The sequence below is a fragment of the Aeromonas sp. SG16 genome (genome assembly GCF_024436135.1).
GTDB lineage: Bacteria > Pseudomonadota > Gammaproteobacteria > Enterobacterales > Aeromonadaceae > Aeromonas > Aeromonas jandaei.
Genome location: NZ_JANFNW010000002.1, coordinates 571,455 through 594,560 on the forward strand (window position 1 = coordinate 571,455; position 23,106 = coordinate 594,560).

General features: G+C 61.0%; 19 protein-coding genes. 12 read left to right on the top strand and 7 right to left on the bottom strand.

The genetic code is table 11. The features are described from left to right. Positions 1-57 precede the first annotated feature (57 nt). A complete protein-coding gene (locus NOM67_RS09740; protein WP_043851311.1) occupies positions 58-399 on the top strand; it encodes a hypothetical protein in 342 nt (113 codons plus the stop codon). Here NOM67_RS09740 and NOM67_RS09745 read toward each other — a convergent pair. Next, the gene (locus NOM67_RS09745; RefSeq protein ID WP_156852154.1) at positions 396-1,229 is read right to left on the bottom strand and encodes a HAMP domain-containing protein; all 834 of its coding nucleotides are present in this window, start codon (positions 1,227-1,229) and stop codon (positions 396-398) included. The two genes, NOM67_RS09740 and NOM67_RS09745, sit on opposite strands and share 4 nt — an antisense overlap. Positions 1,230-1,406: 177 nt before the next feature. Then, on the bottom strand, positions 1,407-2,681 hold the full coding sequence (bioA, locus tag NOM67_RS09750; protein WP_198037926.1) for an adenosylmethionine--8-amino-7-oxononanoate transaminase: 1,275 nt from the start codon (positions 2,679-2,681) through the stop codon (positions 1,407-1,409). A gap of 221 nt (positions 2,682-2,902) precedes the next feature. On the opposite strand from bioA, the gene bioB reads away from it, so the two are divergent. The 5 genes from bioB (at position 2,903) to htpX (ending at position 7,715) form a co-directional block, all read left to right on the top strand. Next, a complete protein-coding gene (bioB, locus tag NOM67_RS09755) occupies positions 2,903-3,991 on the top strand; it encodes a biotin synthase BioB (protein WP_156852152.1) in 1,089 nt (362 codons plus the stop codon). After that, complete coding sequence (gene bioF / locus NOM67_RS09760) at positions 3,988-5,184, top strand: 8-amino-7-oxononanoate synthase (RefSeq protein ID WP_255936440.1); 1,197 nt, start codon at positions 3,988-3,990, stop codon at positions 5,182-5,184. Before bioB ends, bioF begins: the two co-directional genes overlap by 4 nt. After that, complete coding sequence (gene bioC / locus NOM67_RS09765) at positions 5,177-5,992, top strand: malonyl-ACP O-methyltransferase BioC (RefSeq protein WP_255936442.1); 816 nt, start codon at positions 5,177-5,179, stop codon at positions 5,990-5,992. The genes bioF and bioC overlap by 8 nt, the downstream gene beginning before the upstream one ends. Before the next feature lie 58 nt (positions 5,993-6,050). Then, positions 6,051-6,731 carry a dethiobiotin synthase gene (gene bioD, locus NOM67_RS09770; protein ID WP_255936536.1) on the top strand — a complete coding sequence of 227 codons (681 nt, stop codon included), beginning with the start codon at positions 6,051-6,053 and terminating at the stop codon, positions 6,729-6,731. A 111-nt stretch (positions 6,732-6,842) separates the two neighbouring features. Then, positions 6,843-7,715 (top strand): protease HtpX, encoded by an 873-nt coding sequence (htpX, locus tag NOM67_RS09775; protein WP_041208392.1) that lies wholly within the window; start codon positions 6,843-6,845, stop codon positions 7,713-7,715. An 80-nt stretch (positions 7,716-7,795) separates the two neighbouring features. Here htpX and NOM67_RS09780 read toward each other — a convergent pair whose 3' ends face one another. Beyond that, positions 7,796-9,598, bottom strand: coding sequence for an MOSC N-terminal beta barrel domain-containing protein (locus tag NOM67_RS09780; RefSeq protein WP_255936445.1), 1,803 nt, complete (start codon positions 9,596-9,598; stop codon positions 7,796-7,798). Between the two features lie 428 nt (positions 9,599-10,026). On the opposite strand from NOM67_RS09780, the gene NOM67_RS09785 reads away from it, so the two are divergent. The 5 genes from NOM67_RS09785 (at position 10,027) to yciA (ending at position 18,094) form a co-directional block, all read left to right on the top strand. Further along, on the top strand, positions 10,027-11,673 hold the full coding sequence (locus tag NOM67_RS09785) for an NAD(P)-binding protein (RefSeq protein WP_255936447.1): 1,647 nt from the start codon (positions 10,027-10,029) through the stop codon (positions 11,671-11,673). Beyond that, on the top strand, positions 11,670-15,245 hold the full coding sequence (nifJ, locus tag NOM67_RS09790; protein WP_255936449.1) for a pyruvate:ferredoxin (flavodoxin) oxidoreductase: 3,576 nt from the start codon (positions 11,670-11,672) through the stop codon (positions 15,243-15,245). Before NOM67_RS09785 ends, nifJ begins: the two co-directional genes overlap by 4 nt. A 310-nt stretch (positions 15,246-15,555) precedes the next feature. Further along, on the top strand, positions 15,556-16,389 hold the full coding sequence (locus tag NOM67_RS09795) for a hypothetical protein (RefSeq protein ID WP_201967484.1): 834 nt from the start codon (positions 15,556-15,558) through the stop codon (positions 16,387-16,389). 392 nt (positions 16,390-16,781) lie between these two features. Beyond that, the gene (locus NOM67_RS09800; RefSeq protein ID WP_255936453.1) at positions 16,782-17,630 is read left to right on the top strand and encodes an NAD-dependent epimerase/dehydratase family protein; all 849 of its coding nucleotides are present in this window, start codon (positions 16,782-16,784) and stop codon (positions 17,628-17,630) included. Positions 17,631-17,689: 59 nt separating this feature from the next. After that, a complete protein-coding gene (gene yciA, locus NOM67_RS09805) occupies positions 17,690-18,094 on the top strand; it encodes an acyl-CoA thioester hydrolase YciA (RefSeq protein WP_033113469.1) in 405 nt (134 codons plus the stop codon). Here the strand turns inward: yciA and NOM67_RS09810 are convergent, their stop codons facing one another. Beyond that, positions 18,095-18,319: a hypothetical protein gene (locus NOM67_RS09810; RefSeq protein ID WP_005337874.1), complete on the bottom strand. Its 225-nt coding sequence runs from the start codon at positions 18,317-18,319 to the stop codon at positions 18,095-18,097. A gap of 105 nt (positions 18,320-18,424) precedes the next feature. Between NOM67_RS09810 and NOM67_RS09815 the strand changes: the two genes are divergently transcribed. Continuing rightward, complete coding sequence (locus NOM67_RS09815) at positions 18,425-19,270, top strand: endonuclease/exonuclease/phosphatase family protein (protein WP_042032407.1); 846 nt, start codon at positions 18,425-18,427, stop codon at positions 19,268-19,270. 76 nt (positions 19,271-19,346) lie between these two features. Here the strand turns inward: NOM67_RS09815 and NOM67_RS09820 are convergent, their stop codons facing one another. The 3 genes from NOM67_RS09820 to NOM67_RS09830 all read right to left on the bottom strand — a co-directional run bounded on the left by NOM67_RS09820 (position 19,347) and on the right by NOM67_RS09830 (position 23,082). Further along, a complete protein-coding gene (locus NOM67_RS09820; protein WP_033113477.1) occupies positions 19,347-19,613 on the bottom strand; it encodes a GrxA family glutaredoxin in 267 nt (88 codons plus the stop codon). Positions 19,614-19,752: 139 nt separating this feature from the next. Next, positions 19,753-21,189, bottom strand: coding sequence for a D-alanyl-D-alanine carboxypeptidase/D-alanyl-D-alanine-endopeptidase (gene dacB / locus NOM67_RS09825; protein WP_156852142.1), 1,437 nt, complete (start codon positions 21,187-21,189; stop codon positions 19,753-19,755). Positions 21,190-21,321: 132 nt separating this feature from the next. Beyond that, complete coding sequence (locus tag NOM67_RS09830; RefSeq protein WP_124243377.1) at positions 21,322-23,082, bottom strand: DEAD/DEAH box helicase; 1,761 nt, start codon at positions 23,080-23,082, stop codon at positions 21,322-21,324. Positions 23,083-23,106 lie beyond the last annotated feature (24 nt).

A 23,106-nucleotide genomic window follows, 5' to 3' on the forward strand; every position in this document is an offset into this window, starting at 1 on the left:
CTGGTGGGGTTTTCGGCATGGTTCACCCGATATGGGGTCGCGGGGCAGGAGAGGCGAGTGAAAGATCGGCGGCAGGGGCCCGATTGGCTGACACGGCTGTTGCAGGGGCTGGTACTGCTCTGCTGGGGTGGCTTTATCGTGCTGCTCTCTATCTATCACCACGCCCGCCCCGAGCGAGCCTACGGTTTTCTGGTCTATGGCGGCGAGAGCGTGCGGGCCGGATGGGATCCGGTTTTTACCCCCTGGCTGCTGCACGGGCTGTGGGGTTGCTGCCTGCTGACCCTGGTTGCGCTATTTGTTGGCCGCAAGCGCCATCGCCGCCGGGAGGATGCCCGGCACGTCCATCTGGCGATCCTCCTGCTTATCCTTATCGCCAGCCTGCTCTTCTACTATCTCTAGTCTTCTGGTTGGCCCGTAGTTCGGGTCTGTTCATGATCCCGTTTGCTGCAAGCGGGACGCTTGCCAAGCTGGCGCTCCACGCTGTCGAGCATCTGGTTGTAGGCCAGCGCCAGCCGGCCAATCTCGTCGCCATCGTCTCCCTCCAGCCGGTGGCCGAAGTCATGCATGTCGGTGGCTTCTTCCATCGAGCGGGTCAGCTGGTTGAGGGGGCGGACGATCCAGGTGCGGATGACCCAGAGGGTCAGCAGCAGTCCCAGCCCGAAGATACCGGTGAGGATCAGCGCCGAGGTGAGGATATTCTGCTCGACCCGGGTAAAGAGGGAGTCGAGAGAGTAATCAAAACGGACTGCGCCGAGCACGGTATTCTCCGGTACCAGATGGCAGCTGGTGCAGTCGGTGCCGCGAAAATCCTTCTTGGCCAGCAGCGGACGGGTCACTACCAGCCGGCTGTGCATGCCGTTGTGCACCACCTCCAGGCTCCCTTTACCCGCCAGCGCCAGCTGGTCATAGTCATCCTTGCCCTGCTCTGCGGGGCGTCCCGGCCCGAACTGTTTGCTTACCGCGTCGCCACGGACGATGCGGGCATCCTCCACATGAGCGTGCTCGAGAAACTTGGCGCGCAGGGTGTCGCGGGCATCCATCTTACCGGTCAGCATCAGCATGTTGAGGCCGTCGAAGTAGGCTTCGGTCTGCTCCTGACTCTGCTCCTTGATGAGGCTCAGGATGAGATCGCGCTCGCGCACCGCCTGATAGGCGGCGGAGAAGACCAGTACCATGGAGAAGATGAAGAGCAGGAAAAAGTTGATTTTGGCAGCAATGGAGAGGCGCATGGGCAATCTTTCTTGATGGTAAAACCGCAGCAGTCTACCCCTCTTGGCGCCTCAGGTCTGGTGTTTTGCTCACATTCCGGCAAGTGAACGGGATGTGAGGTGCATAAACTTGCCCTCTTTATATATCAAATGGGGATGCCACTGACGGGCGACCGGTGAGGCCGCCCGCGATGATGTTTAAAACTCGCCCTCGGCAATCGCCTGGCTGATGGCACCGGTCAATACCCGCAGCTCTTCGGGGGTGATAACGAAGGGAGGCATCAGGTAGACCAGTTTGCCAAAGGGGCGGATCCAGGCGCCCAGTTCGACAAACTTGCGCTGGATGCGCGCCACGTCAACCCGCTTCTTCATCTCCACCACCCCGATGGCACCGAGCACCCGCACATCCGCGACCGCCGGGTTGAGGGTCAGCTCCACCAGTTCGGTACGCAGTTGATGTTCGATGGCGCGCACCCGCTCTTGCCACGGCGAGGCGAGCAGCAACTCGATGGAGGCGTTGGCCACCGCGCAGGCGAGCGGATTGCCCATAAAGGTGGGGCCGTGCATAAAGACTCCTGCCTTGCCGTCACAGATAGTGCGGGCGACATGCTCGGTGGTGAGGGTCGCCGAGAGGGTGAGATAGCCGCCGGTCAGCGCCTTGCCCAGACACATGATGTCGGGAGTGATGCCGGCCCAGTCGCAGGCAAACAGCTGGCCGGTGCGGCCAAAGCCGGTGGCAATTTCGTCGGCGATGAGCAGCACGCCGAATTCGTCGCACAGGGCGCGTACCCACTGCAGATAGCGGGGATGGTAGAAGCGCATGCCGCCAGCCCCTTGCACGATGGGCTCAAGCACGATGGCGGCGATCTCCTCGTGGTTATCGGCCATGAGTGTGGCCAGCTCCACCACGCACTGCTCGTCCCACTCGGCGTGGAAGCGACAGCTCGGCGCTTCGACAAAATGATGTTCGGGCAGGAATCCCTTGTAGAGCTCGTGCATGCCGCCATCCGGGTCGCAGACGCTCATGGCGCCGAAGGTGTCGCCGTGATAACCGCTGCGCAGGGCGACAAATTTGGCCTTGGGCGTCCCTTTGGCGTGCCAGTACTGCTGCGCCATCTTGAGCGCCACTTCCACCGCTACCGAGCCGGAATCCGCCAGAAAGACCCGATCCAGCCCCTTCGGAGTGATCTCCACCAGCTTGCGGCAGAGCTCGACCGCCGGGGCGTGGGTGAGGCCGCCAAACATCACGTGGGACATCTTGCCGAGCTGGGTGGTGGCGGCGGCGTCCAGTTCCGGCACCTGATAGCCGTGCACGCAAGCCCACCAGGAGCTCATGCCATCCACCAGTTCACGGCCATCGCTGAGGGTGATCTTCACCCCCTTGGCGCTGGCCACTTCATAGCAGGGCAGGGGGTGAGTGAGAGATGTGTAGGGGTGCCACACATGGTGCAGGTCGAATTCTTGGTTGGTCATTTGTTGTTCTATTGTCAATTCGTTTGATCTGGTCGGTGTTGACAGTCTACGCGGGCTCTCTACACTAGCCAACAATTTCAGCCACTTGGCTCTGCGCAGATCACTATTCGCACGAGCTCGGCAGCGGGTTTTGCGCTCACGCTCTTGCAAGGACCTCTTGCAAAGACCTTTTGCAAGGAACGCGGGCGCAGGATCCCACCAATAACAACCGGAAGCCATGTATGAATGCTCTCACTACGGGCGGTCACGCCCTTCGTCATGACTGGACGCTCGCCGAGGTTCAGGCCCTGTTTGCCCTGCCATTCAACGATCTGCTGTTTCAGGCTCAGAGTGTCCACCGCGCCCACTTTGACCCGAACGAAGTGCAGGTGAGCACCTTGCTCTCCATCAAGACCGGTGCCTGCCCGGAAGATTGCAAATACTGCCCCCAGAGCGCCCGTTATCACACTGGTCTTGAGGCCGAACGGCTGATGGAGGTGGAGAAGGTGCTGGAGCGGGCCCGCGAAGCCAAGGCCAACGGCTCGTCCCGTTTCTGCATGGGGGCCGCCTGGCGCAACCCCAAAGAGAAGGACATGCCCTACATCATCCGGATGATCGAGGAGGTGCGCGGGCTGGGGATGGAGACCTGCATGACGCTCGGGATGCTCACCGCCGATCAGGCGGCGCGTCTGGGGGCCGCGGGGCTTGATTACTACAACCACAACCTCGACACCTCGCCGGAGTTTTACGGCGAGATCATCTCCACCCGCACCTATCAGGATCGGCTCGATACGCTGGAACATGTGCGCAGCGCCGGCATGAAGGTCTGCTCCGGCGGCATCGTCGGCATGGGTGAGCAGGCGAAAGATCGGGCGGGCCTCTTGATGGCGCTGGCCAACCTGCCGCGCCACCCCGAGAGTGTGCCCATCAACATGCTGGTCAAGGTGAAGGGGACGCCGCTGGAGGATCAGGAGAACCTCGACCCGTTCGAATTTATCCGCACCATCGCCGTGGCGCGGATCATGATGCCGACCTCCCATGTGCGCCTCTCCGCCGGGCGGGAGAAGATGAACGAGCAGATGCAGGCCATGTGCTTTATGGCGGGCGCCAACTCCATCTTCTATGGCTGCAAACTGCTGACCACCCCCAACCCGGACGAAAACAGCGATATGCAGCTGTTCAAGCGGCTCGGCATTCGTCCCGCCCAGCGGGCCCAGAAGCCGGATCAGGTTCAAGAAGAGGAGTTGCTGGCCGAGGTGAGCCGCCAGAGCGAACCAAGCGATCTCTTTTATGACGCTACCCGCCCTCGAGCCGGGGCCGCGCAGTCATGAACGGCCCTGCAGTAACGGGCCCCTTTGGGTTGGGCGTTGCGCTGGCCGAGCGCGAACAGGCGGGTCTGCTGCGCAACCGCATCGCGACCGACGGGGCGAGTTGCGGGCGGCTCAGGGTGGCGGGGTGCGACTACCTCAACTTTTCCGCCAACGACTATCTGGGGCTTGCGGATCATCCCGCCATCAAGACCGCCTTCAAAGAGGGGATTGAGCGCTATGGCGCGGGCTCCGGCGCCTCGCCGCTGGTGACCGGGTACAGCCGTGCCCACCAAGAGCTTGAGGAAACCCTGGACGAGTGGTTGGGGGTGGAGGCGGTGCTGCTCTTCAACTGCGGTTTTTCAGCCAATCAGGCGGTGCTCAAAGCGCTGCTTGGCAAGGAACACCTGCTGTGGCAGGACAAACTCAACCACGCCTCCCTGCAGGAGATGGGCAGCCAGCTCCCCTGCAAGATGAAGCGCTTTGCCCACAACGATATGGCGGCCCTTGAACGGCAGCTTGAGCCAAATCGCGGACTGATTGTTTCGGAAGGGGTGTTCAGCATGGACGGGGATCAGGCCCCCTGGGGTGAACTCGTGGCATTGGCAGCCCGGAGCGGCAACTGGCTGATGATCGACGACGCCCATGGTCTCGGCGTGCTGGGGCCCGAGGGGCGCGGCACGCTGGCCGCACAAGGGGTTAACCCGGCCTGCGTACACATTCAGATGGGCACTTTCGGCAAGGCGCTTGGCGTCGCCGGTGCCTTTGTCGGCGGCAGCCGCGAGCTGGTGGAGTATCTGGTCAATTTTGCCCGCCACTATGTCTACAGCACCCATATGCCGGCGGCGCAGGCTTGCGCGGTCAGCAAGAGCATCGAATTGGTACGCGCCGCCGATGAGGTCCGCGCCCATCTTGGTAAGCTGATCGCCCGCTTCCGGCAAGGGGCGCAGGCGCTGGGTTGGCAACTCGGGGCCAGCAATACCCCCATCCAGCCGCTGCTGGTGGGGGAGAGCTCTGCTGCTTTGCAACTGGCCAAGCGACTGCGGGATCGCGGCGTCTGGGCTGGCGCCATCCGCCCGCCCACGGTGCCGGTCGGTACGGCCCGGCTGCGCATTACGCTGAGTGCAGCCCACCGCGAGCAGGATGTGGATCGCCTGCTTGATGCCTTGGGTGCCAGCCCTGCTGCAACAACGGTTGGGGAGGCTTGCCATGGCTGAGCGTTTTCAAACGGTGGACAAGGCGCAGCTCGCCCGTCGTTTCGGGGCGGCGGCTCGTCACTACGACGCCCACGCCCGCTTCCAGCAGGAGGTGGGGCTGGCGCTGCTCGAGCTGATGAGCGCGGCTGGTGTATGTGAGGAGCGTCGGGGCTGTGGGCTCGATTTGGGCTGCGGCACCGGCTTCTTCCTGCCTCATCTTGCCACCCGCTGCGCCGGGCTGACCGGGCTGGATCTCGCTCCCGGCATGCTGGAGCAGGCGGCCTTGCGTGGCAGCGGCGCCCGACTGGTATGCGGCGATGCCGAGCAGCTCCCCTTTGCCGACAACGCCTTTGACTGGGTATTCTCCAGCCTCGCGCTGCAGTGGTGCGAGCGACCGGCGCAGGCCTTCGCCGAGCTGCTGCGAGTGGTCAAACCCGGTGGCCAGATCTTCTTTTCCACCCTGCTCGATGAATCGCTCTGGCAACTACGCGCAGCCTGGCAGCAAGTAGATGGCCGAGCCCATGTCAACCGCTTCCTTGGCCTGCCACAATTGGAGCAGGCGTTGTTATCGGCGGGCGCCATTGCCCCGGGGCTTGAGTGCAGAAACTGGGATCTTGCCTATCTTGAATTGCCGCAGTTGTTGCGCGATCTCAAGGGGATCGGGGCAAATCAGATCAATGATGAGTGTGCCCGCTGTGCACCGGCTGGACTGAGCGGTCGCGCCAGATTGCAGCGGCTGGCTCAGGCGTATGAAGCATTTCGTCAGCCCGATGGCCAGCTGGTGGCCAGTTACCGGGTCTGTCTGGGCCGGCTCGGCAAACCTTGCTGAACCAGCCAGAGTATGAGGGGGAGGGGCGCGTTGGGCCCTCTCCTGCCAAGGAGAGAGCATTATGAAGTCATTCTTTATCACCGGCACCGACACGGACGCAGGCAAGACGCTGGTGGCGCGCACCCTGCTGCGGGAATTCAGCGCACAGGGAATCAAGTGTGCGGGTTACAAGCCGGTCTCGGCCGGATGTGCCCGCACGCCCGAGGGGCTGCGCAACCTCGACGCCGTCCTGTTGCAGGAGGCGGCGAGCTTGCCGCTGCCCTACGAGACGGTCAACCCCTATGCCTACGAGCCGCCGATTGCGCCGCACATCGCGGCCAGCGAGGCGCGCCAGCCCATCAGCCTGCAGGGGCTGAGCGAGGGGCTGCGCAAGATTGAACAAACGGGGGCCGAGCTTGCCATCGTCGAGGGGGCGGGGGGCTGGTATCTGCCGCTGGATCGCAAGCACCTGCTGTCAGACTGGGTGAAGCAGGAGAACATGCCGGTGATTCTGGTGGTGGGGGCCAAGCTTGGCTGCCTCAACCATGCGCTGCTCACCTTTGCCGCCATCCGCAACGATCAGCTGCCGGTCGCAGGCTGGGTTATTAATCGGCTGCACAGCTCGATGAGCCACTATCAGGAAAATCTGGACACCCTCAGGGGCTTGTTGCCGGCGCCCTTTCTGGGGGAAATTCCCTTTATAAACAATCCGTTTGAAGCTAACCTGCAGGGCCGACTCGATATCTCGCCACTGCTGTGACGGCATATTCAGCGAACATTCATCGAATCTCCCTAAAATGCCATCCATAACATGGTGATAGGGAGGTTCAATGAACCCCGGCCATGTCCGTTATTCTCACAAGGAGTCAATATGAAGCGAATAATACTATTCCTGGTGACCAACCTGGCCGTCATGCTGGTGCTGGGGGTGGTACTCAATATCCTGTTCTCGGTTCTGGGTATCAACAAGTCCAGCATTTCCGGCCTGTTGGTCTTCTGTGCCGTGTTCGGTTTTGGCGGTTCCTTTATCTCCTTGCTGATGTCCAAGTGGATGGCCAAGCGCAGCTATGGCGTCCAGGTGATCGAGCAGCCCCGCAACGAGACCGAGCACTGGCTGGTGAGCACTGTGGCCCGTCAGGCCCGTGAAGCCGGGATCCAGATGCCGGAAGTGGGGATCTACGACTCTCCCGAGATGAACGCGTTTGCTACCGGTGCTCGCCGCGATGATTCGCTGGTGGCTGTCTCCTCCGGCCTGCTCTACAGCATGAGCCGCGACGAGGCCGAAGCGGTGCTGGCCCACGAGGTGAGTCACGTGGCCAACGGCGACATGGTGACCCTGACCCTGATCCAGGGGGTGGTGAACACCTTCGTGATGTTCTTCGCCCGCATCGTGGCTGGCGTTATCAGCAACTTCTTCAGCTCCAACAACGATGAAGAGAGCAGCAGCACTGGCGGTTTTGCCTACATGATCACCGTGTTCGTGCTGGAGATGGTGTTTGGCGTGCTCGCCTCCATCATCGTCATGTGGTTCAGCCGTCAGCGTGAGTTCCGCGCCGATGCCGGTGCCGCCAAGCTGGCCGGTCGTGACAAGATGATCGCCGCCCTTGAGCGCCTCTCCCGCGGTGCCGAGCCGCAGCTGGAAGGCTCCATGATGGCCTTTGGCATCAACGGCAAGCGCTCCATGAGCGAGCTGTTTATGAGCCACCCGCCCATCGAGCAGCGGATCGCCGCTCTGCGCGGTTAATCTCGCCAGTTTCTACCAAGCAAAACGGCTGCCTCGGCAGCCGTTTTTTATTGTCCGCGCATTATCGCGGCTCGATCACCTTATTTGATGACGAGGTCGGTCAGCGGCACTGCGCAGCAGGTGAGGATCTTGCCCTCGGCCCGCTCGGCGGCGCTGATGGCGGGGGCGTCGGGATGTTCCACCTCGCCCGAGACCAGCGTTTGCTTGCAGCTGCCGCAGATGCCGGCGCGGCAGCTCCAGGGGAGATCTACCCCCTGCTTGCTGGCCTGATCGAGGATGGTGCCCTGATTGTTGCCGGCAAACTCCCGCTCGCCGATGCGCAGTTGCACTGGCTGATGAGCGCGGGCAACCGAGAGAATGGCGCCGCCAAAGCTCTCCTGTCTGATGCGTGCAGCGGGTACGCCGCGCGCTGCCACTTTTGCCGCCGCATCGGCCATAAAGCCGTGGGGGCCGCAGATAAACACCTCCCGTCCGGCCAACCCTTTGACCAGCGCGAGATGCTCATCGCCGAGCCGCCCTTTCTGCCCCTGCCAGTGACTGTCCGGCTGGCTCAGGATAATGGTAAGGGTCATCCCCTGCTGCGCCATGGCGTGCAGCTCGCTGGCGGCGGGAATATCCGCTTCGCTGCGGCACAGGTGCATAAAGTGCACGTCGCCGAGCTCGCCGCGCAAGGCCAGAGTACGGGCCATCGCCAGCATGGGGGTGACGCCGGAGCCTGCCGAGAGCAGCAGAAGCGAGCGCTCGGCACCAAGGTGAAACTCGCCAGCCGGCGCAGCGGCCAGCAGGGTGTTGCCCACCTGCATCTGCTGGTGCAGCCAGTGGGAGATGCGGCCGCCCCCCACCTTCTTGACGCTGATGCTGTAGCGCTCCGGCCGATCCGGTGTGGAGCTCAGGGTATAGCGGCGCTGAACCCGCTCGTTTTTGATATCGAGGCTGATGGGCAGATGCTGGCCCGGCAGGTAGTCGGGCAGCGGCTCGCCATCGGCGGCTTCGAACCAGAAGGTTTCCAGATCCCGCGCCAGCGGTTCGCGGGCCACGCAGATCAGCTCGCGTTTTTTCGGTGCGCCGTCAGGGTAGGGGGCTGGGCGCTTGCGCTCCAGTACCTCGATCTCGCTACCCGCTTCAATCCACCCCTCGTTCAGGGCGATCAGGTTCTGGCCGAAGTAGACCTCGCCATCCTCGCCTCGCCGGTAACGGGTAAGGGTCGCCAGCGGCTCTTTGAGGGCATTGAAGCGATCGGTGCCCGCTTCCACTGTGGTCATGATGCAGCGGCTGCAGGGCTTGGCGACCTGAAACTCCACCTCGCCGATGCGGATGCGTACCCAGCTGTCCTCCTCGAAGGGGCGGGTGCCGCTCGCCACCAGATTGGTGCGAAACTGGCTCATCTGGTGCAGTGCATCGGAGCGCAGATTGAGATCATCCAGCGAAGCCTGACTTATCAGCAGCAGCGGATAACCGTCGGCAAAGCTGACCCGGGTGCCGGTCTTCTCGCGAAAGCGGTTGGACTCTGTGCCGAGCCAAAGCAGCGCTACCGGTTCGCCAGCGACTCGGCTCAGCCAGCTGTCGGCGATGGGGGTGGTATGCAGGGCGGTGAAGCGATCGCCCCAGACCCCTGTCGCTTGCTGGGCTCGGCTGAAGTCGGACTCTTGCAGGGCGAGCGGCTCGAACCCCGGATAGTTCAGTTGCAGGCCGCCTGCAACTGGAGTTGCAACCACCTGCTGCAATTGGGGGTGGGTACGGGCGGTGATGAAGGTGCCATCAGGCTTGACCACCATGTAGCGGCGATCCCCTGCGAGCCCCTCCTGGGTGACCCGGGCGCGCGCCTGAGACATGCCGGCGGTCGATTTGATGGGGTAGAGGTGAATGCTGTCTAGCCTTGGCATCTTCGTATCCTTGTGAAGCGGCGCTTTCGCCTGGAAAAAGGGGAACATAACGGTTCCCACTGCGAGGGGCAATCTCTTTGCGGGGCGCAGAGATGCGGGTTCGATAGATGCAGTTTTTTTTGCAAAAAAACGCAGAGGGACAACCGGGCTATCCGGTTTTTGCCCGCTTGGCCGCAACCGTTGCGAGGTAAGGAGTGGAGTCAAGCGGGAAAGATGTTATCCCGGTCACGTTCTGTTTAAAACCACCCATTAAATGCAACATTTTTTGATCCTGATTCGCTAATCAGTACAAAAAAGCCGCCATTATCGACTCAGTTCCCAGTTTCTAACGCTTTCGCTTCTTCCTCATCCGGCCACCGTCCGCCTCGGCTACACGGTATCAAGCGCCATCGGGTGGGGCCTGTCACACAAAAAGAAGAAAGCAATGTATGAGCAAACAACTGGACATGACCCCCTTGCCGGATCTCTCCCTGAAAACGGGAACAGGCCCGGTGCGTACCCGGCTACCCGTCTGGCGGCCGGCCCTGCCACCCTGCAATCACGCCTGCCCGGCCGGAGAAAATATCCAGGCCTGGCTCTCTTTGGCGCAGGCCGGTCGCTTTGAAGCGGCCTGGCAGACCCTGATCGAAGAGAACCCCTTGCCCGCCATTCATGGCCGGGTCTGCTATCACCCCTGCGAGAGCGCCTGCAACCGCGGTCAGGTGGATGAATCCGTCTCTATCCATGCCATCGAACGCTTCCTCGGCGACGAAGCGCTGGCCCGCGGTTGGCAGCCAGCGCCACCAGCCCCTGCCAGCGGCAAGAAGGTGCTGGTGATCGGCGCCGGCCCCTCCGGCCTCTCCTGCGCCTGGCACCTCAACCGGCTCGGTCATCAGGTGGAGATCCGCGAAGCCGGGCCGCTGGCGGGCGGCATGCTGCGCTTTGGTATTCCCGCTTACCGTCTGCCTCGCGATGTGCTGGATCGGGAGGTGGCCCGCATCGTGGCGGCCGGAGTGACCCTGACCCTCAACCACAAGGTGGAGGATGTGCTGCGTGAGCGCGACGAGGGGGGCTTTGATGCCGTCTTTATGGCCATCGGCGCCCATCTGGCCAAGCGGGTCGATATTCCGGCCCGGGAGGCGGGCAAGATCCTCGATGCGGTGAGTTTCCTCGAGCAGGCCAGTCTGGCCGAAGAGAAAGGACTGCCACCGCCCAAACTGGGACGGCGGGTAGCCATCTACGGCGGCGGCAACACCGCCATGGACGCGGCCCGTACCGCCCGCCGCCTCGGGGTCGAGGAGGCGATGATCATCTACCGCCGCGACCGGGACCATATGCCAGCCCACGCTTTTGAAGCCGACGAGGCCGAAGAGGAGGGGATCAAGATCAACTGGCTGCGCACCATCCGCCAGCTCGATAGCACCAATATTGAAGTGGAGGTGATGGCGCTGGATGCCGAGGGCAAACCGGTACCCACCGGCAAGTTTGAAACCCTCGAAGCGGATTCCCTTATTCTGGCGCTCGGTCAGGAGGTCGATCTTTCGGTGCTGGAGAGCATCCCCGGCGTGCGGGTCAACAAAGAGGGGGTAGTACAGGTTGGCGAGAACCTGATGACGGATGTGCCGGGTCTGTTTGCCGGCGGCGACATGGTGCCCTCCGAGCGCACCGTCACCATCGCCACCGGTCACGGCAAGAAGGCGGCACGCCATATGGATGCCTGGCTGCGTGGTCGCCACTATCACAAACCGCTCTCCTACCCGCTGGTGGGGCCGGAGCAGTTGCAACTCTGGTTCCAGACCCATGCCCCGGCCAGCAGTCAGCCGGTCAAACCGCCCTCGGCGCGGGACGACTTTGGCGAGATCATCGGCGGGCTGGATGAGGTGGCCGCCCGCTACGAGGCGGCGCGCTGCTACTCCTGCGGCAACTGCTTCGAGTGCGACGGCTGCTATGGCAGCTGCCCCGAGCAGGCCATCGCCAAGCTGGGGCCGGGAAAAGGCTATCAGGTGGATGCCGAGCGCTGCACCGGCTGCGGTGCCTGCCACGACCAGTGTCCCTGCCACGCCATCGAGCTGCGCCAACCGGAGGAGTCCCAATGAAACATGAACTGATCATGGTTGACGGCAACGAAGCCGCGGCCCGGGTGGCCTACCAGCTGAGCGAAGTGTGTGCCATCTACCCCATCACCCCGAGCTCGACCATGGCCGAACTGGCCGATGCCTGGGCGGCGGAGGGGCAGACCAACCTGTGGGGCAACATCCCCACCGTGGTAGAGATGCAGAGTGAAGGGGGGGCTGCTGGCACGGTACACGGCGCCCTGCAGGCGGGGGCGCTCGCCACCACCTTCACCGCCAGCCAGGGGCTGATGCTGATGCTGCCCAATATGTACAAGATCGCCGGTGAACTGACTTCGGCGGTGTTCCATGTGGCGGCCCGCTCGCTGGCGGCGCAGGGGCTGTCGATTTTTGGCGACCATCAGGATGTGATGGCGGCGCGTAGCACCGGCTTTGCCATGCTTGCCTCCGGCTCGGTGCAGGAGGCGCAGGACTTGGCCTTGGTCGCCCACAGTGTCACCCTGCAGTGCCGGGTGCCCTTTATCCACTTCTTCGACGGGTTCCGTACCTCCCACGAGGTGAACAAGATCACCGCGCTGCATAAAGATGAAATTCGCGCGCTGATCGACAACGACTGGGTACGCGCCCACCGTGCGCGGGCCCTCAACCCGGATCATCCGGTGATGCGTGGCACCGCCCAGAACCCGGATACCTATTTCCAGTCCCGCGAAAGCGTCAACCCCTTCTACGAGGCGGTACCGGCGCGGGTGCAGCAGTGCATGGACAACTTGGGCGAGCTGACCGGTCGTCACTACCGGCTGGTGGAGTATCACGGCGCGCCCGATGCCACCGATGTCATCGTGCTGATGGGCTCGGGAGCGGCCACCGCCCGCACGACTGTGGATTGGCTCAATCGGCAGGATCGCAAGACCGGGGTGCTGGTCATTCGCCTCTATCGCCCCTTCCCGGTACAGGCGCTGCTCGATGCGCTACCGCAGAGCGTGCGGCGCATCGCAGTGCTGGATCGTACCAAGGAGCCGGGGGCAGGCGGTGAGCCGCTGCTGCTGGATGTGCAGAGCGCCCTTATCGACGGCTTGCAGCGCGGCCTTATCAAGCGGCTACCCTGGCTCAGTGGCGGCCGCTATGGCCTCTCTTCCAAAGAGTTCACCCCCGCCATGTGCGCTGCCGTGTTCGAGGAGCTGGCATCCGATGCGCCGCGCCCGCGCTTTACCGTGGGGATAGTGGACGATGTGTCGGGCCTCAGTCTGGCATGGCACCCCATAGGCGATCTGGAGCCTGCCAGCCGGGTACGGGCGCTCTTCTTCGGCCTCGGTGCCGACGGCACAGTCGGCGCCAACAAGAACAGCATCAAGATCATCGGCGAGCTGGAGGGCTTCCACGCCCAGGGCTACTTCGTCTACGACTCCAAGAAGTCGGGCTCGCGCACCGTCTCCCACCTGCGCTTTGGCCCCGAGCCCATCGATGCCCCCTGGCTTATCGAGCAGGCGAGCTTTATCGGCTGCCACCAGTGGGGTTTTGTCGAGTCGGTCGATCTGCTGGAGCACGCCGCCGAAGGGGCGACCCTGCTGCTCAATGCTCCCTATGAGCCTGAGCAGGTCTGGGCCGAGCTGCCCGAGCGGCTGCGTGCCCGCATCCGCGCCCTCGATATCCGCCTCTACTGCATCGATGGGGATCGGGTGGCCGAGCGCAACGGCATGGGCAATCGCATCAACACCATCATGCAGACCTGTTTCTTCGCGCTGGCTGGCATCTTGCCGCGGGATGAGGCGATTGCGCTGATCAAGGAGAGCATCGAGAAGAGCTATGCCCGCAAGGGGCCCGAAGTGGTCGAGCGCAACTTCGCGGCGGTGGACGACACCCTGGCCCACCTCCATCAGGTGGCCATCCCGGTCGGTGAGGAGCAGATCAGCGACTATCCGCTGCCACTGGCGCCGGGTGGCAGCGAGTTTGTCCAGCGGGTCACTGGCGAGATGCTGGCGGGGCGCGGCGATCTGATCCCTGTCTCCATGCTGCCGGTGGATGGCACTTACCCCACCGCCACCAGCCGCTTCGAGAAGCGGGATATCGCCCGCGAGATCCCGATCTGGCACTCCGATATCTGCATCCAGTGCGGCAACTGCGTCTTTGTCTGCCCCCACGCGGCGCTGCGGGCCAAGTTCTACCATCAGGATTGGCTGGCGACCGCCCCCGAGGCGGCGCAGTCGGTGCCCGTCACCGCCAAGGGCTTCCCCGACAGCCGCTACACTTTGCAGCTCTACCCGGAAGATTGCACCGGCTGTGGCCAGTGCGTGCAGGCTTGTCCGGTGCGGGCAGGAGCGGATGAGAGCCATGAAGGCGAGCGCGCCATCGCCATGATGGACAAGGCCCCCCATCTGGCTGGTCAGAAGCAGGCACTGCGCTGGTTCGAGAGCCTGCCCTGGCCTGCTCGCGAGCGGGTGGATTTCTCCACGGTGCGCGGCACCCAGTTCCTCGAACCCCTGTTCGAGTTCTCCGGTGCCTGCGCTGGTTGTGGCGAGACCCCGTACCTCAAGCTGCTGACCCAGTTGTTTGGCGACCGCATGCTGGTGGCCAACGCCACCGGCTGCTCCTCCATCTACGGCGGCAACCTGCCGACCACCCCGTGGGCCAAGAACGGTGAAGGGAAGGGGCCGGCCTGGTCGAACTCCCTGTTTGAGGACAACGCCGAGTTTGGCTTTGGCTTTCGTCTCACCGCCGATCAACATCACGGTCAGGCGGTGGCGGCCCTTGAAGCGATGAAGGGGGAGCTGGGCGCCGAGCTGGTCGATACCCTGATTAGCGCGCCGCAGCGGCTGGAGTCGGAGATCCGTGCCCAGCGCACCCGGGTCGCGCAAGTGCGGGAGCGGCTGGAAGAGGTGAAATCCGGCAAGGCCCGCGAGCTGCTGTCGCTTATCGATCAGCTGGTGCGCCGCTCGGTCTGGATTATCGGCGGCGATGGCTGGGCCTATGACATCGGCTCATCGGGGCTCGATCATGTGCTCGCCTCCGGCCGCGATGTGAACGTGCTGGTGATGGATACCGAGGTCTACTCCAACACCGGCGGCCAGATGTCGAAATCGACCCCGCTCGGCGCCGTCGCCAAGTTCGCGGCGGGAGGCAAGACGCTGGCCAAGAAGGATGTGGCGTTGCAGGCCATCTCCTACGGCAACGTCTATGTTGCCCGTATCGCCTTTGGTGCCAACCCGCAGCAGGCGCTGCAGGCCTTGCGTGAGGCCGAAGCCTATCCGGGCCCGTCGCTTATCATCGCCTACAGCCACTGTATCGCCCACGGTATCGATATGGAGTTTGGCCTGACCCAGCAAAAACGCGCCGTGGCCTCCGGTCACTGGCCGCTGATGCGCTACAACCCGGTATTGCGCAGTGCGGGGCAGAACCCCTTCAGTCTTGACAGCCTGCGCCCCTCCATCCCCCTCGCTGAATACCGGCAGGAGGAGACCCGTTATCGGGTATTGGCCCAGAGCCATCCGGAGGAGGCCGAACGGCTGATGCAGGTGGCGCAAAAAGTGGCGTGGCAGAAGTGGGCCACTTACGAGGAGATGGCCACCCGCGAAGCCAGCCATTTCCATCCGCCGGTGTGAGGATTGGATGAGTGAAATATAACCAAGCGGGCCGTTGGCCCGCTATTTTTATATTGATAGCAAAGGGTTCTTGGCTTACGAATATATGCACCACCTACAATGTTGTAAATTTATAAAACTTGGTTGGGAGTGATACAATAGATTGTCTATAAAGGGAGAGCTTCCATTTATCCGATAGTAAGGGTAGGGCTATCTTGAAGATGCCGACAGTAAAATATTGAAAAGACATGTCATTTTTATTGAACTGTCTGACAGAACTGGGCACGATATACGAAGCAATATGTTTTCTGTAGATAATTGAGGTTTTAAATTGAAAGAACAACGTAGTACTAATATCATTTTTAGTAATGAAGCTATAGCAGGACTAGTTATAACCGCAATGTCCTATTTGGTGGCATATATTTTTGAGAGAAGCTATCTCTCATATTTTGAAGTTCCAGAAGGGTTACTACAGGTTGAGGTTAAGTCAATAATTTTAGCATGTTTGTCTATTGTAGGTCTGACGGGATTGGTTTATCAAGTTTTAGATCTGGTTACTACGGTTATTAATGATAAGTATGCGGATAAACCAATAGCTAAAGTTTTTGACTCATATGGGGTTATTTTTATTCCTGCGGTGATATTATGTCTTTTGATTGATGCAGAGTGGTATAAGAAGGTTTTCTTTCTGACTATCCCTTTTATGAATATGTGGTTTCAGATAATAATGCCATTTTTTGAAATAAAAAATTATGGTTCGTATAGTGATGCTCAAAGTAAAGTTATTGAGTGGTCCAGGGGTTATGGTGGTTTAACTCAGAGATATAAAGTATTTGGTGAGGCATCGATTGGGCGTGTTGTATTAATATGTTTTTACCTAGCTGTCGCTGCGCATGCTGCTGGTAATGTTTCAGCATCAAACCAAAAAGAATATTTTTCGGATGAATTAGGTCGAGTGCTTATTCGAGCTTACTCAGGAAATGCCATAATGGCTTATTCTAATGAAAACAAACTGACTGGTATGTTTGTTTTAACGCCTATAAATGGTCTCAAGCTTAAAAAAATTGAATCTGAGAAAAATATATTTAACAAGGAAGGGGTTGACAGCAAAATGTATGGGTTGTTTGATAGAGTGTTTAATTTAATTAAAAATGGTTTGTCATAATGTATATAACAAAGGCTTCAAGAATAACTATCAACGTTTGGCGCTTCTAATTCCAAGAAACTGCGGTAGTTGTAGTTGTGTTATTGCGTTATAAGTCCTTTGGCCGGGAGTTATGTTTCCCCTAGCAACAGGTTATACCCTCTCGAGATAACTGAGAAGTTACATATTCAGTTTTTAATTCGCATCGATGGCGCAGGGAAAGAAGGTTGAGTGATCGAGGGAAAGAGAGTTGGAAAAAATATGACGCCCGATATGACTTACGACATCACTCACTAATAGAAACGATATGCCGCAACTATTGGCGGCATTTGTCTATCTGCAGGTCAAAGCTTTCTTTTTATGCCAAGGCAGGTAAGCTGCGGGGCACATAGCGTCAAGCAGGAGAAGGGACGATGACAGAGCAACATTTCGCCGGGACGATCGGCATTCTGGGGGCGGGGTGGCTCGGGCTGCCGCTGGCGCGAGCCCTGTTGGCGGCTGGCAAGCAGGTGGCGGTGACGGTCAGCAGCACCGAAAAAGCGGCCCGTTTGCAGGGGGAGGGGATCAACGCCTATCCGCTGACCATCTCTGCCAACATGGGCTCTGCCGAGATGTCCGTTGCTGATCAACAAGCGCCGTGGCCCATCCCCTGCGAATCGCTGGTTATCTGCGTACCGCCCAGCAAGACCGATGATTATTCGCAGGCGGTGGCAAAGGCCTGCGCGTTGGCCAAAGCGCACGGCACCCGGCGGGTGCTGTTTGTCAGTGCCACCTCGGTATGGGGGGCGGGCCAAGAAGAGGGTGAGCAGCCCAAACCGCGTCATGCCCGTGGCGAGCGGATGCTGGCGGCGGAGCAGGCGGTACTGGCGGCCGGTTTCGAGGCGGTGATGATAGTGCGCCCCTCCGGCCTTTATGGCCCGGATCGCCATCCCGGCCGTTTCCTGGCGGGCAAGACCCTGGATGGCGGCGCCCAGTCGGTCAATCTGGTTCATCTGGACGATGTGGTGGCGGCCTGCATCTTGCTGCTGGAGCGGGGCAAGGACGGGGATGTCTTCAACCTGAGTGCGCCGGTGCATCCGCGCCGCGAGCAGTTCTACCCCTTTGCGGCGCGCCAGCAGGGGCTGCCCGTGCCGGTCTTTATCGAGCCTGCCGGTGAATTTCAGCCCATCGACGGTCAGCTGATTTGTCAGCAGATGGGATTCAACTATCGCTGGCCCGATCCGGCCCACTGGTTTGCCGAGCTCGCCGCCTCGGGCAATTGAGGTTTGCCAAGGGGGTGATCGCCCCCTATCATGCCGCCATCCATGAGAGAGAGGCGGTAATGATGGTAGATACAAAACGTCACCCCGATGGGGAGTTGTTGCTGAGAACCCTGGCAATGCCAGCCGATACCAACCCCAATGGCGACATCTTTGGTGGCTGGATCATGTCCCAGATGGATATAGGTGGGGGCATTATGGCCAAGGAGCTGGCAAAAGGACGTATTTGTACCGTATCCGTCGAAGGCATGACCTTCCACAGTCCGGTCAAGGTGGGTGATGTGGTCTGCTGCTACGGCCGCTGCATGAAGATCGGCCGCAGCTCCATGAAGCTCAAGCTGGAGGTGTGGGTCAAGCCGGTACTGCGGGAAAACGACGCCCAACGTTACTGTGTGACCGAGGGGATCTTCACCTATGTCGCCATCGACGAACACGGCAAATCCCGCCCGGTTCCGGTGAGTGCCTGATCAAATAAGCCGGGCGTTGATGATGGATATTTCCTGCTCAAGCCCGGTTTTTTGCCGTATCATGCGTTCCAGCATCTCCTCTGACCCTACATACTGAAGGGTGTCGAACAGACAGAGATCGCACTGCGGGTCACGTCTTATCTGGTAGACGGTGGCCAGCTCCACTTGATGACAGTTTCCTTGTTGATCATAAAACGTCACGTTGTACCGAAGTTCTTTCGCCATGAGACAGCGTCCTTCTGGTTGAGTGGAACAGGGACTATCAGCTTAGTCGGCGTTGATGACGTTTGTGATGGTCAAGATACAAAGCAAAGGCGGGCGGTTTAGCCGATGAAAAATAGTTATCGCATTCTTGGCACCTCCCTGCTGACCCTGGGGTTGGTAGGCTGTTTCGAGGTGCCGGATCAGAACCATCTGGTCACGGCCGATGGGATTGTGCCGGGTATCGACTGCCAGCGTCCGCCGCTGGTGGCGCTGGCGACCACGGCGCTGCCCCGTGAATTTGGCATCACGGTCTGGAACCTCTACAAGGGACAGCGCAAGAACTGGCGCGAGGGGATGGACAGCTACGCCAAGGGGCAGGATCTGGTGCTGCTGCAAGAGTCGGCCACCCGCCCCGAGATGCTCGACTGGCTGCGCGCCGGTGATTTCCAGTGGCAACAGCTGCAGGCCTTCACCCAGGGCGGCGTGTCGTTCGGGGTGATGACGGTAGCCAAGACCCCGCAGGCGTTCGTCTGTGGCGTGCGCTCCCCCGAGCCCTTGCTGCGCATCCCCAAATCCGGGCTGGTGAGCCTCTATCCGCTGCAGGGCGATCCTGACGGCGTGCTGGTGATCAACCTCCATGCGGTCAACTTCGAACTGGGGATGGCCACCTTCCGCGAGCAGCTCAACGATCTGACCGCGCTGGTGCGCCGCCATCAGGGGCCGGTGATCCTGGCCGGTGATTTCAACACCTGGAGCGACAAGCGCCAGTTCTGGCTGAGCAAGCTGGTTGAAGAGCTGGGTCTGCAGGAGGCCGTGCCGGTGCCTGACTTGCGCCGCACCGCTTTCGGTCGTCCGCTGGATCATCTCTACTACCGCAATCTGGATCTGGTCGAGGTGAGTTCACCGGCGACCGACTCCTCCGATCACAATCCCATCATTGCGCGCTTTGCCGCCCAGTCGCTGACGCCGTAATCTTGTGATTGCCCCATAAAAAAATCCGGCGCCAATGGCGCCGGATTTTTTTGCGCTGTTGCCAGCGACAGAGGCATTACTGCTGATAGAGGCCCAGATGCTCTTTGGCGTAGGCTTCAAAATCGGTGCAGCCACCGATGTGCTGCTCGTCCAGGAAGATCTGGGGCACTGTGTTGACCGGCTTGCCGGCGCTCTTGGCCAGATCTTCTTTGGTGATGCCTTCGGCGTGGATATCGACGTAGCGGAATTTGAAATCATCGCGCTGTTCAACCAGCTGCTCGGCAATCTGCTTGGCACGAACGCAATAGGGGCAGCCGGGGCGACCAAAAATCACTGCAAACATCTTTTCTCTCCGTTGGTGAGGCCGTTGTGTGAAACCGTCAGGTCAGGCCATTGATAAGAGGCAGGGGACAGCATATCCCCCCCTCGTCACGACTTAAAGTTTAAATTGTCGATACCGTGATTCGAGTGATTCTATTGCCTCAGTTCTCGTCGGCAATCTGGATCGGCTGCTGCTGGTAGATGCTCTCCAGCACCCCCTTCTCGAACACGGTCCAGGGCCAGGGAGCCTTGCTGGCGCGGTAGCGATCATGGGTCGCCGGGTCTTGCGACAGGCCGCGCTGGAACATCACGAACGCCTTGCGCTGGCCACCGGCGGTATCGATAAAGCCCACCAGGTTGGAGGTGCCGGTGATGGTGCCGGTCTTGGCATGCACCTTGTTTTTCATCATGGGGGCGGTGACGCTGCGCCGCCACGCCAGGGTGCCATCCACCTGCGAGCTTGGCAGCAGCTTGATAAGGCCAAGCTCGGCATCATTTTTCTGGATGAAGTTCAGCACCGACAGCATCTGGCGGGCGCTGATGAGATTGTGAGCGGAGAGGCCGGAGCCGTCGGCCAGAGTGGCGTTGCCCAGATCGATACCGTTCTTGGTCAGGATGGCGCGCACCGCCATGGTGCCGCTGCGATAGCTGCCCGGCTTGTTGTAGTAGTGGCGGCCCACGGTCTTGAGGAAGGTATCGGCATAGAGGTTGTCCGATTTCTTCAGCATCTTGGCCAGCATTACCGGCAGGGAGACCGAGTAGTGGGTGCCCAGCGTCTCGGCGTTGTCCGGCGCCTTGTGGGTGACCCGCAGCAGGCCGTCATGCTTGATGCCTGCACGGTCCATCGCCCAGCGGATGTTGTCCCAGCCCCAGGCTTCCACGTCGTGGATGGCGAAGCGCAGACCCTGCGGATCCTTGTTCGGGGTGATGCAGCCCTTGAGCTCGTAGAAGTTGCCCTTGGCCATGTCCACTTCCAGTGCGCAGAACTGGCGCGCCATGTCGGCGTAGCTCATCACTTCCACGTTGTCGGCACCGATGCCGATGGGCACGCCGGTGGCCACGTTGCCGACCGCCGGTTTGCCGATCTGGGTGGCGGTAATGGTGCCGTAGGCGCAGTTCTTGTCGATGATGACTGAGGAGACGGGAGCGGCGAAGCAGAGGGTCTGATCCCCCCACGACCAGCCGTTGCCGCGCTCATAGCCGTTGTAGGCGCCGGTGTTGACGTAGACGTTGCCCTTGATCTGGTTGACGCCAAGCTGCTTGAACAGGGCCAGCAGATCCATCCGTGACAGAGTGGGGTCGCCGACGAAGTTGATCCAGATATCGCCATTGATGACGTTGCCCTGCTTGGCGCCGGGCTGGGCCTGAATGTCGGTGGCAAAACGGAAGTCGGCACCCAGCTCAAGGCGGGCCGCCAGCGCGGTGAGCACCTTCATGGTGGAGGCGGGGGCGATCATCTGATCCGCATGACGGGCAAATTCAACGCCGTTGTTGCCCTGCACTATGATGGCGTACTGGCCACCCTGAGGGGGCGTCAGCGGGGCGGCGTGAGCCGCCAGAGAGAAAAGAGCACAAAAACCAAACAACAGCCGCTGCATAACATCCTCTAATGTGACGAAGGGGCCAGACTGATAGCACTGGCCCTGATAATTCAACCTTGTTTCACCCGCCGATGCAGGATCGGCCGTGGCAAAGCAATTCATACGATTTATGCCGGTCGCCACTGGCCATCACGCCAGCGAGTTGGCGGTGCGATAGCGACCCTCATAATCAAAAATTTTCTCTTTTATCTGCCAGAAGCGCCCCGATTTGCGGGCGATGACGAAATCGGGATGGCGAAACTGGCTTTCTGCCGCCAGCACGCTCGCCAGGGTGGCAAATTCGGGCTCCAGACCCGGGGCGGGCCAATGATGACGCACAAAGTGCTGTTGAAACAAGCGCCGCGCGCCCTCGGAGTGAAATCCGAAGTACTCATTGAGGGTGAGACCATCCTCATCGTGATAGATCACCTCCAGCCGCTCCCCCTGTTTGCCGCGCCCTGCGGTGAAGGTGAGACCGGCGCAGCGGATCACCATGCAATCCTTGAGATTGAGCGCCTCTTTAAGCTTGTCGTCAGGGTCCACAAGCAGCTGATCGCAGCTCTGGCAGCGGCGGGCGGCGATGTCGTTATCGCTGCCGCAAGCGGGGCAGATCTTGGCGCGAAAGCGGTAGTCGCACTCTTCGCGGTTGCCCTCGTCATCTTCAAACAGTCCCTGACAGCGGCGGCCGTAGTGCTCGATCACCTTGCCATCCTCGTCGGTCTTGCCCCAGAAGGTGTTGGCAAAGCCGCAGGCGGGGCAGGGCACCTGCACCGGCTCGGTACCGGCGTGGGGGCGAGGCTCCCCCACTTCGGGGGCAAACAGGTTGAAGTTGTTGCCGGCGTAGTCGAGCACCAGACAATCCTCCTTGCCCGGCGAGAGACGCAAGCCCCGCCCGACGATCTGCTGATAGAGCGAGACCGACTCGGTGGGCCTGAGCATCACGATAAGATCGACATGGGGGGCATCGAAGCCGGTGGTGAGCACCGCCACGTTGACCAGAAACTTGAGCTCGCGCGCCTTGAAGGCGTTGATGAGGGCATCGCGCTCCGGCCCCGGCGTCTCACCGGTGATAAGGGCTGCCTGCTGGCCTCGGGCACCAAGCAGGCCGTGGATTTCACGGGCGTGTTCGACGGTGGCGGCAAAGATCATTACCCCCTGCCGGTCGGCGGCATACTCCAGTACCTGACTCAGGATATGGGGTGTAACCCGCTCCTGCCGCTTGAGCTCGCCGTTGAGCTCCGCCTCGCTGAAGAGGCCATTCTCCCGCGGCACCAGCTTGCTGAAGTCGTAGTGAACGATGGGGGCATCCACCATGCGCGGCGGCGTCAGATAGCCGTTCTTGACCATAAAGCGCAGCGGCAGCTCGAACACGCAGTCGCCGAACAGCCGCTCGCCGTGGCTTTTGACCATGCCGTGGTAGTGGCGCCGGTAGATCCAGCCTAACCCGAGGCGATAGGGGGTCGCGGTGAGGCCGAGGATCTTGAGGGCCGGATTGGCAGCCTTGAGATGGTCGATCACCTGATGGTACTGGCTGTCGTCATCCAGCGAGACCCGATGGCACTCGTCGATGATGAGCAGCGAAAACGCCCCGTCGAAGGCAGCCAGATTGCGCGCTACCGACTGCACCGAGCCAAACACCACCTGTGCGCTTGCCTCCTTGCGATCCAGCCCGGCGGCGAAGATGTCGGCCTTGAGCCCCCACGCCTCGTACTTGGCGTGGTTCTGCTCCACCAGCTCCTTGACGTGGGCCAGCACCAGCACCCGACCACGTGCCTTGCGGGCCAGTTCGGCGATCACCAGACTCTTGCCGGCCCCGGTGGGCAGCACTACCACGGCGGGATCCGGGTGTTTGCGAAAGTGGCTGATAACGGCGTTGACGGCGTCGGTCTGGTAGGGTCTGAGAACGAACATGCAGGTTTGGCGCGGGGCAGGGCA

What these genes read in the sequence shown, in the direction of transcription:
- NOM67_RS09810 (WP_005337874.1), bottom strand. Translation starts at nt 18,319, where the DNA reads ATGGCGAAAGAACTTCGGTACAACGTGACGTTTTATGATCAACAAGGA.
- NOM67_RS09785 (WP_255936447.1), top strand. Translation starts at nt 10,027, where the DNA reads ATGAGCAAACAACTGGACATGACCCCCTTGCCGGATCTCTCCCTGAAA.
- NOM67_RS09780 (WP_255936445.1), bottom strand. Translation starts at nt 9,598, where the DNA reads ATGCCAAGGCTAGACAGCATTCACCTCTACCCCATCAAATCGACCGCC.
- NOM67_RS09815 (WP_042032407.1), top strand. Translation starts at nt 18,425, where the DNA reads ATGAAAAATAGTTATCGCATTCTTGGCACCTCCCTGCTGACCCTGGGG.
- NOM67_RS09830 (WP_124243377.1), bottom strand. Translation starts at nt 23,082, where the DNA reads ATGTTCGTTCTCAGACCCTACCAGACCGACGCCGTCAACGCCGTTATC.
- bioC (WP_255936442.1), top strand. Translation starts at nt 5,177, where the DNA reads ATGGCTGAGCGTTTTCAAACGGTGGACAAGGCGCAGCTCGCCCGTCGT.
- htpX (WP_041208392.1), top strand. Translation starts at nt 6,843, where the DNA reads ATGAAGCGAATAATACTATTCCTGGTGACCAACCTGGCCGTCATGCTG.
- nifJ (WP_255936449.1), top strand. Translation starts at nt 11,670, where the DNA reads ATGAAACATGAACTGATCATGGTTGACGGCAACGAAGCCGCGGCCCGG.
- bioA (WP_198037926.1), bottom strand. Translation starts at nt 2,681, where the DNA reads ATGACCAACCAAGAATTCGACCTGCACCATGTGTGGCACCCCTACACA.
- bioF (WP_255936440.1), top strand. Translation starts at nt 3,988, where the DNA reads ATGAACGGCCCTGCAGTAACGGGCCCCTTTGGGTTGGGCGTTGCGCTG.
- bioB (WP_156852152.1), top strand. Translation starts at nt 2,903, where the DNA reads ATGAATGCTCTCACTACGGGCGGTCACGCCCTTCGTCATGACTGGACG.
- NOM67_RS09820 (WP_033113477.1), bottom strand. Translation starts at nt 19,613, where the DNA reads ATGTTTGCAGTGATTTTTGGTCGCCCCGGCTGCCCCTATTGCGTTCGT.
- NOM67_RS09745 (WP_156852154.1), bottom strand. Translation starts at nt 1,229, where the DNA reads ATGCGCCTCTCCATTGCTGCCAAAATCAACTTTTTCCTGCTCTTCATC.
- dacB (WP_156852142.1), bottom strand. Translation starts at nt 21,189, where the DNA reads ATGCAGCGGCTGTTGTTTGGTTTTTGTGCTCTTTTCTCTCTGGCGGCT.
- yciA (WP_033113469.1), top strand. Translation starts at nt 17,690, where the DNA reads ATGATGGTAGATACAAAACGTCACCCCGATGGGGAGTTGTTGCTGAGA.
- NOM67_RS09800 (WP_255936453.1), top strand. Translation starts at nt 16,782, where the DNA reads ATGACAGAGCAACATTTCGCCGGGACGATCGGCATTCTGGGGGCGGGG.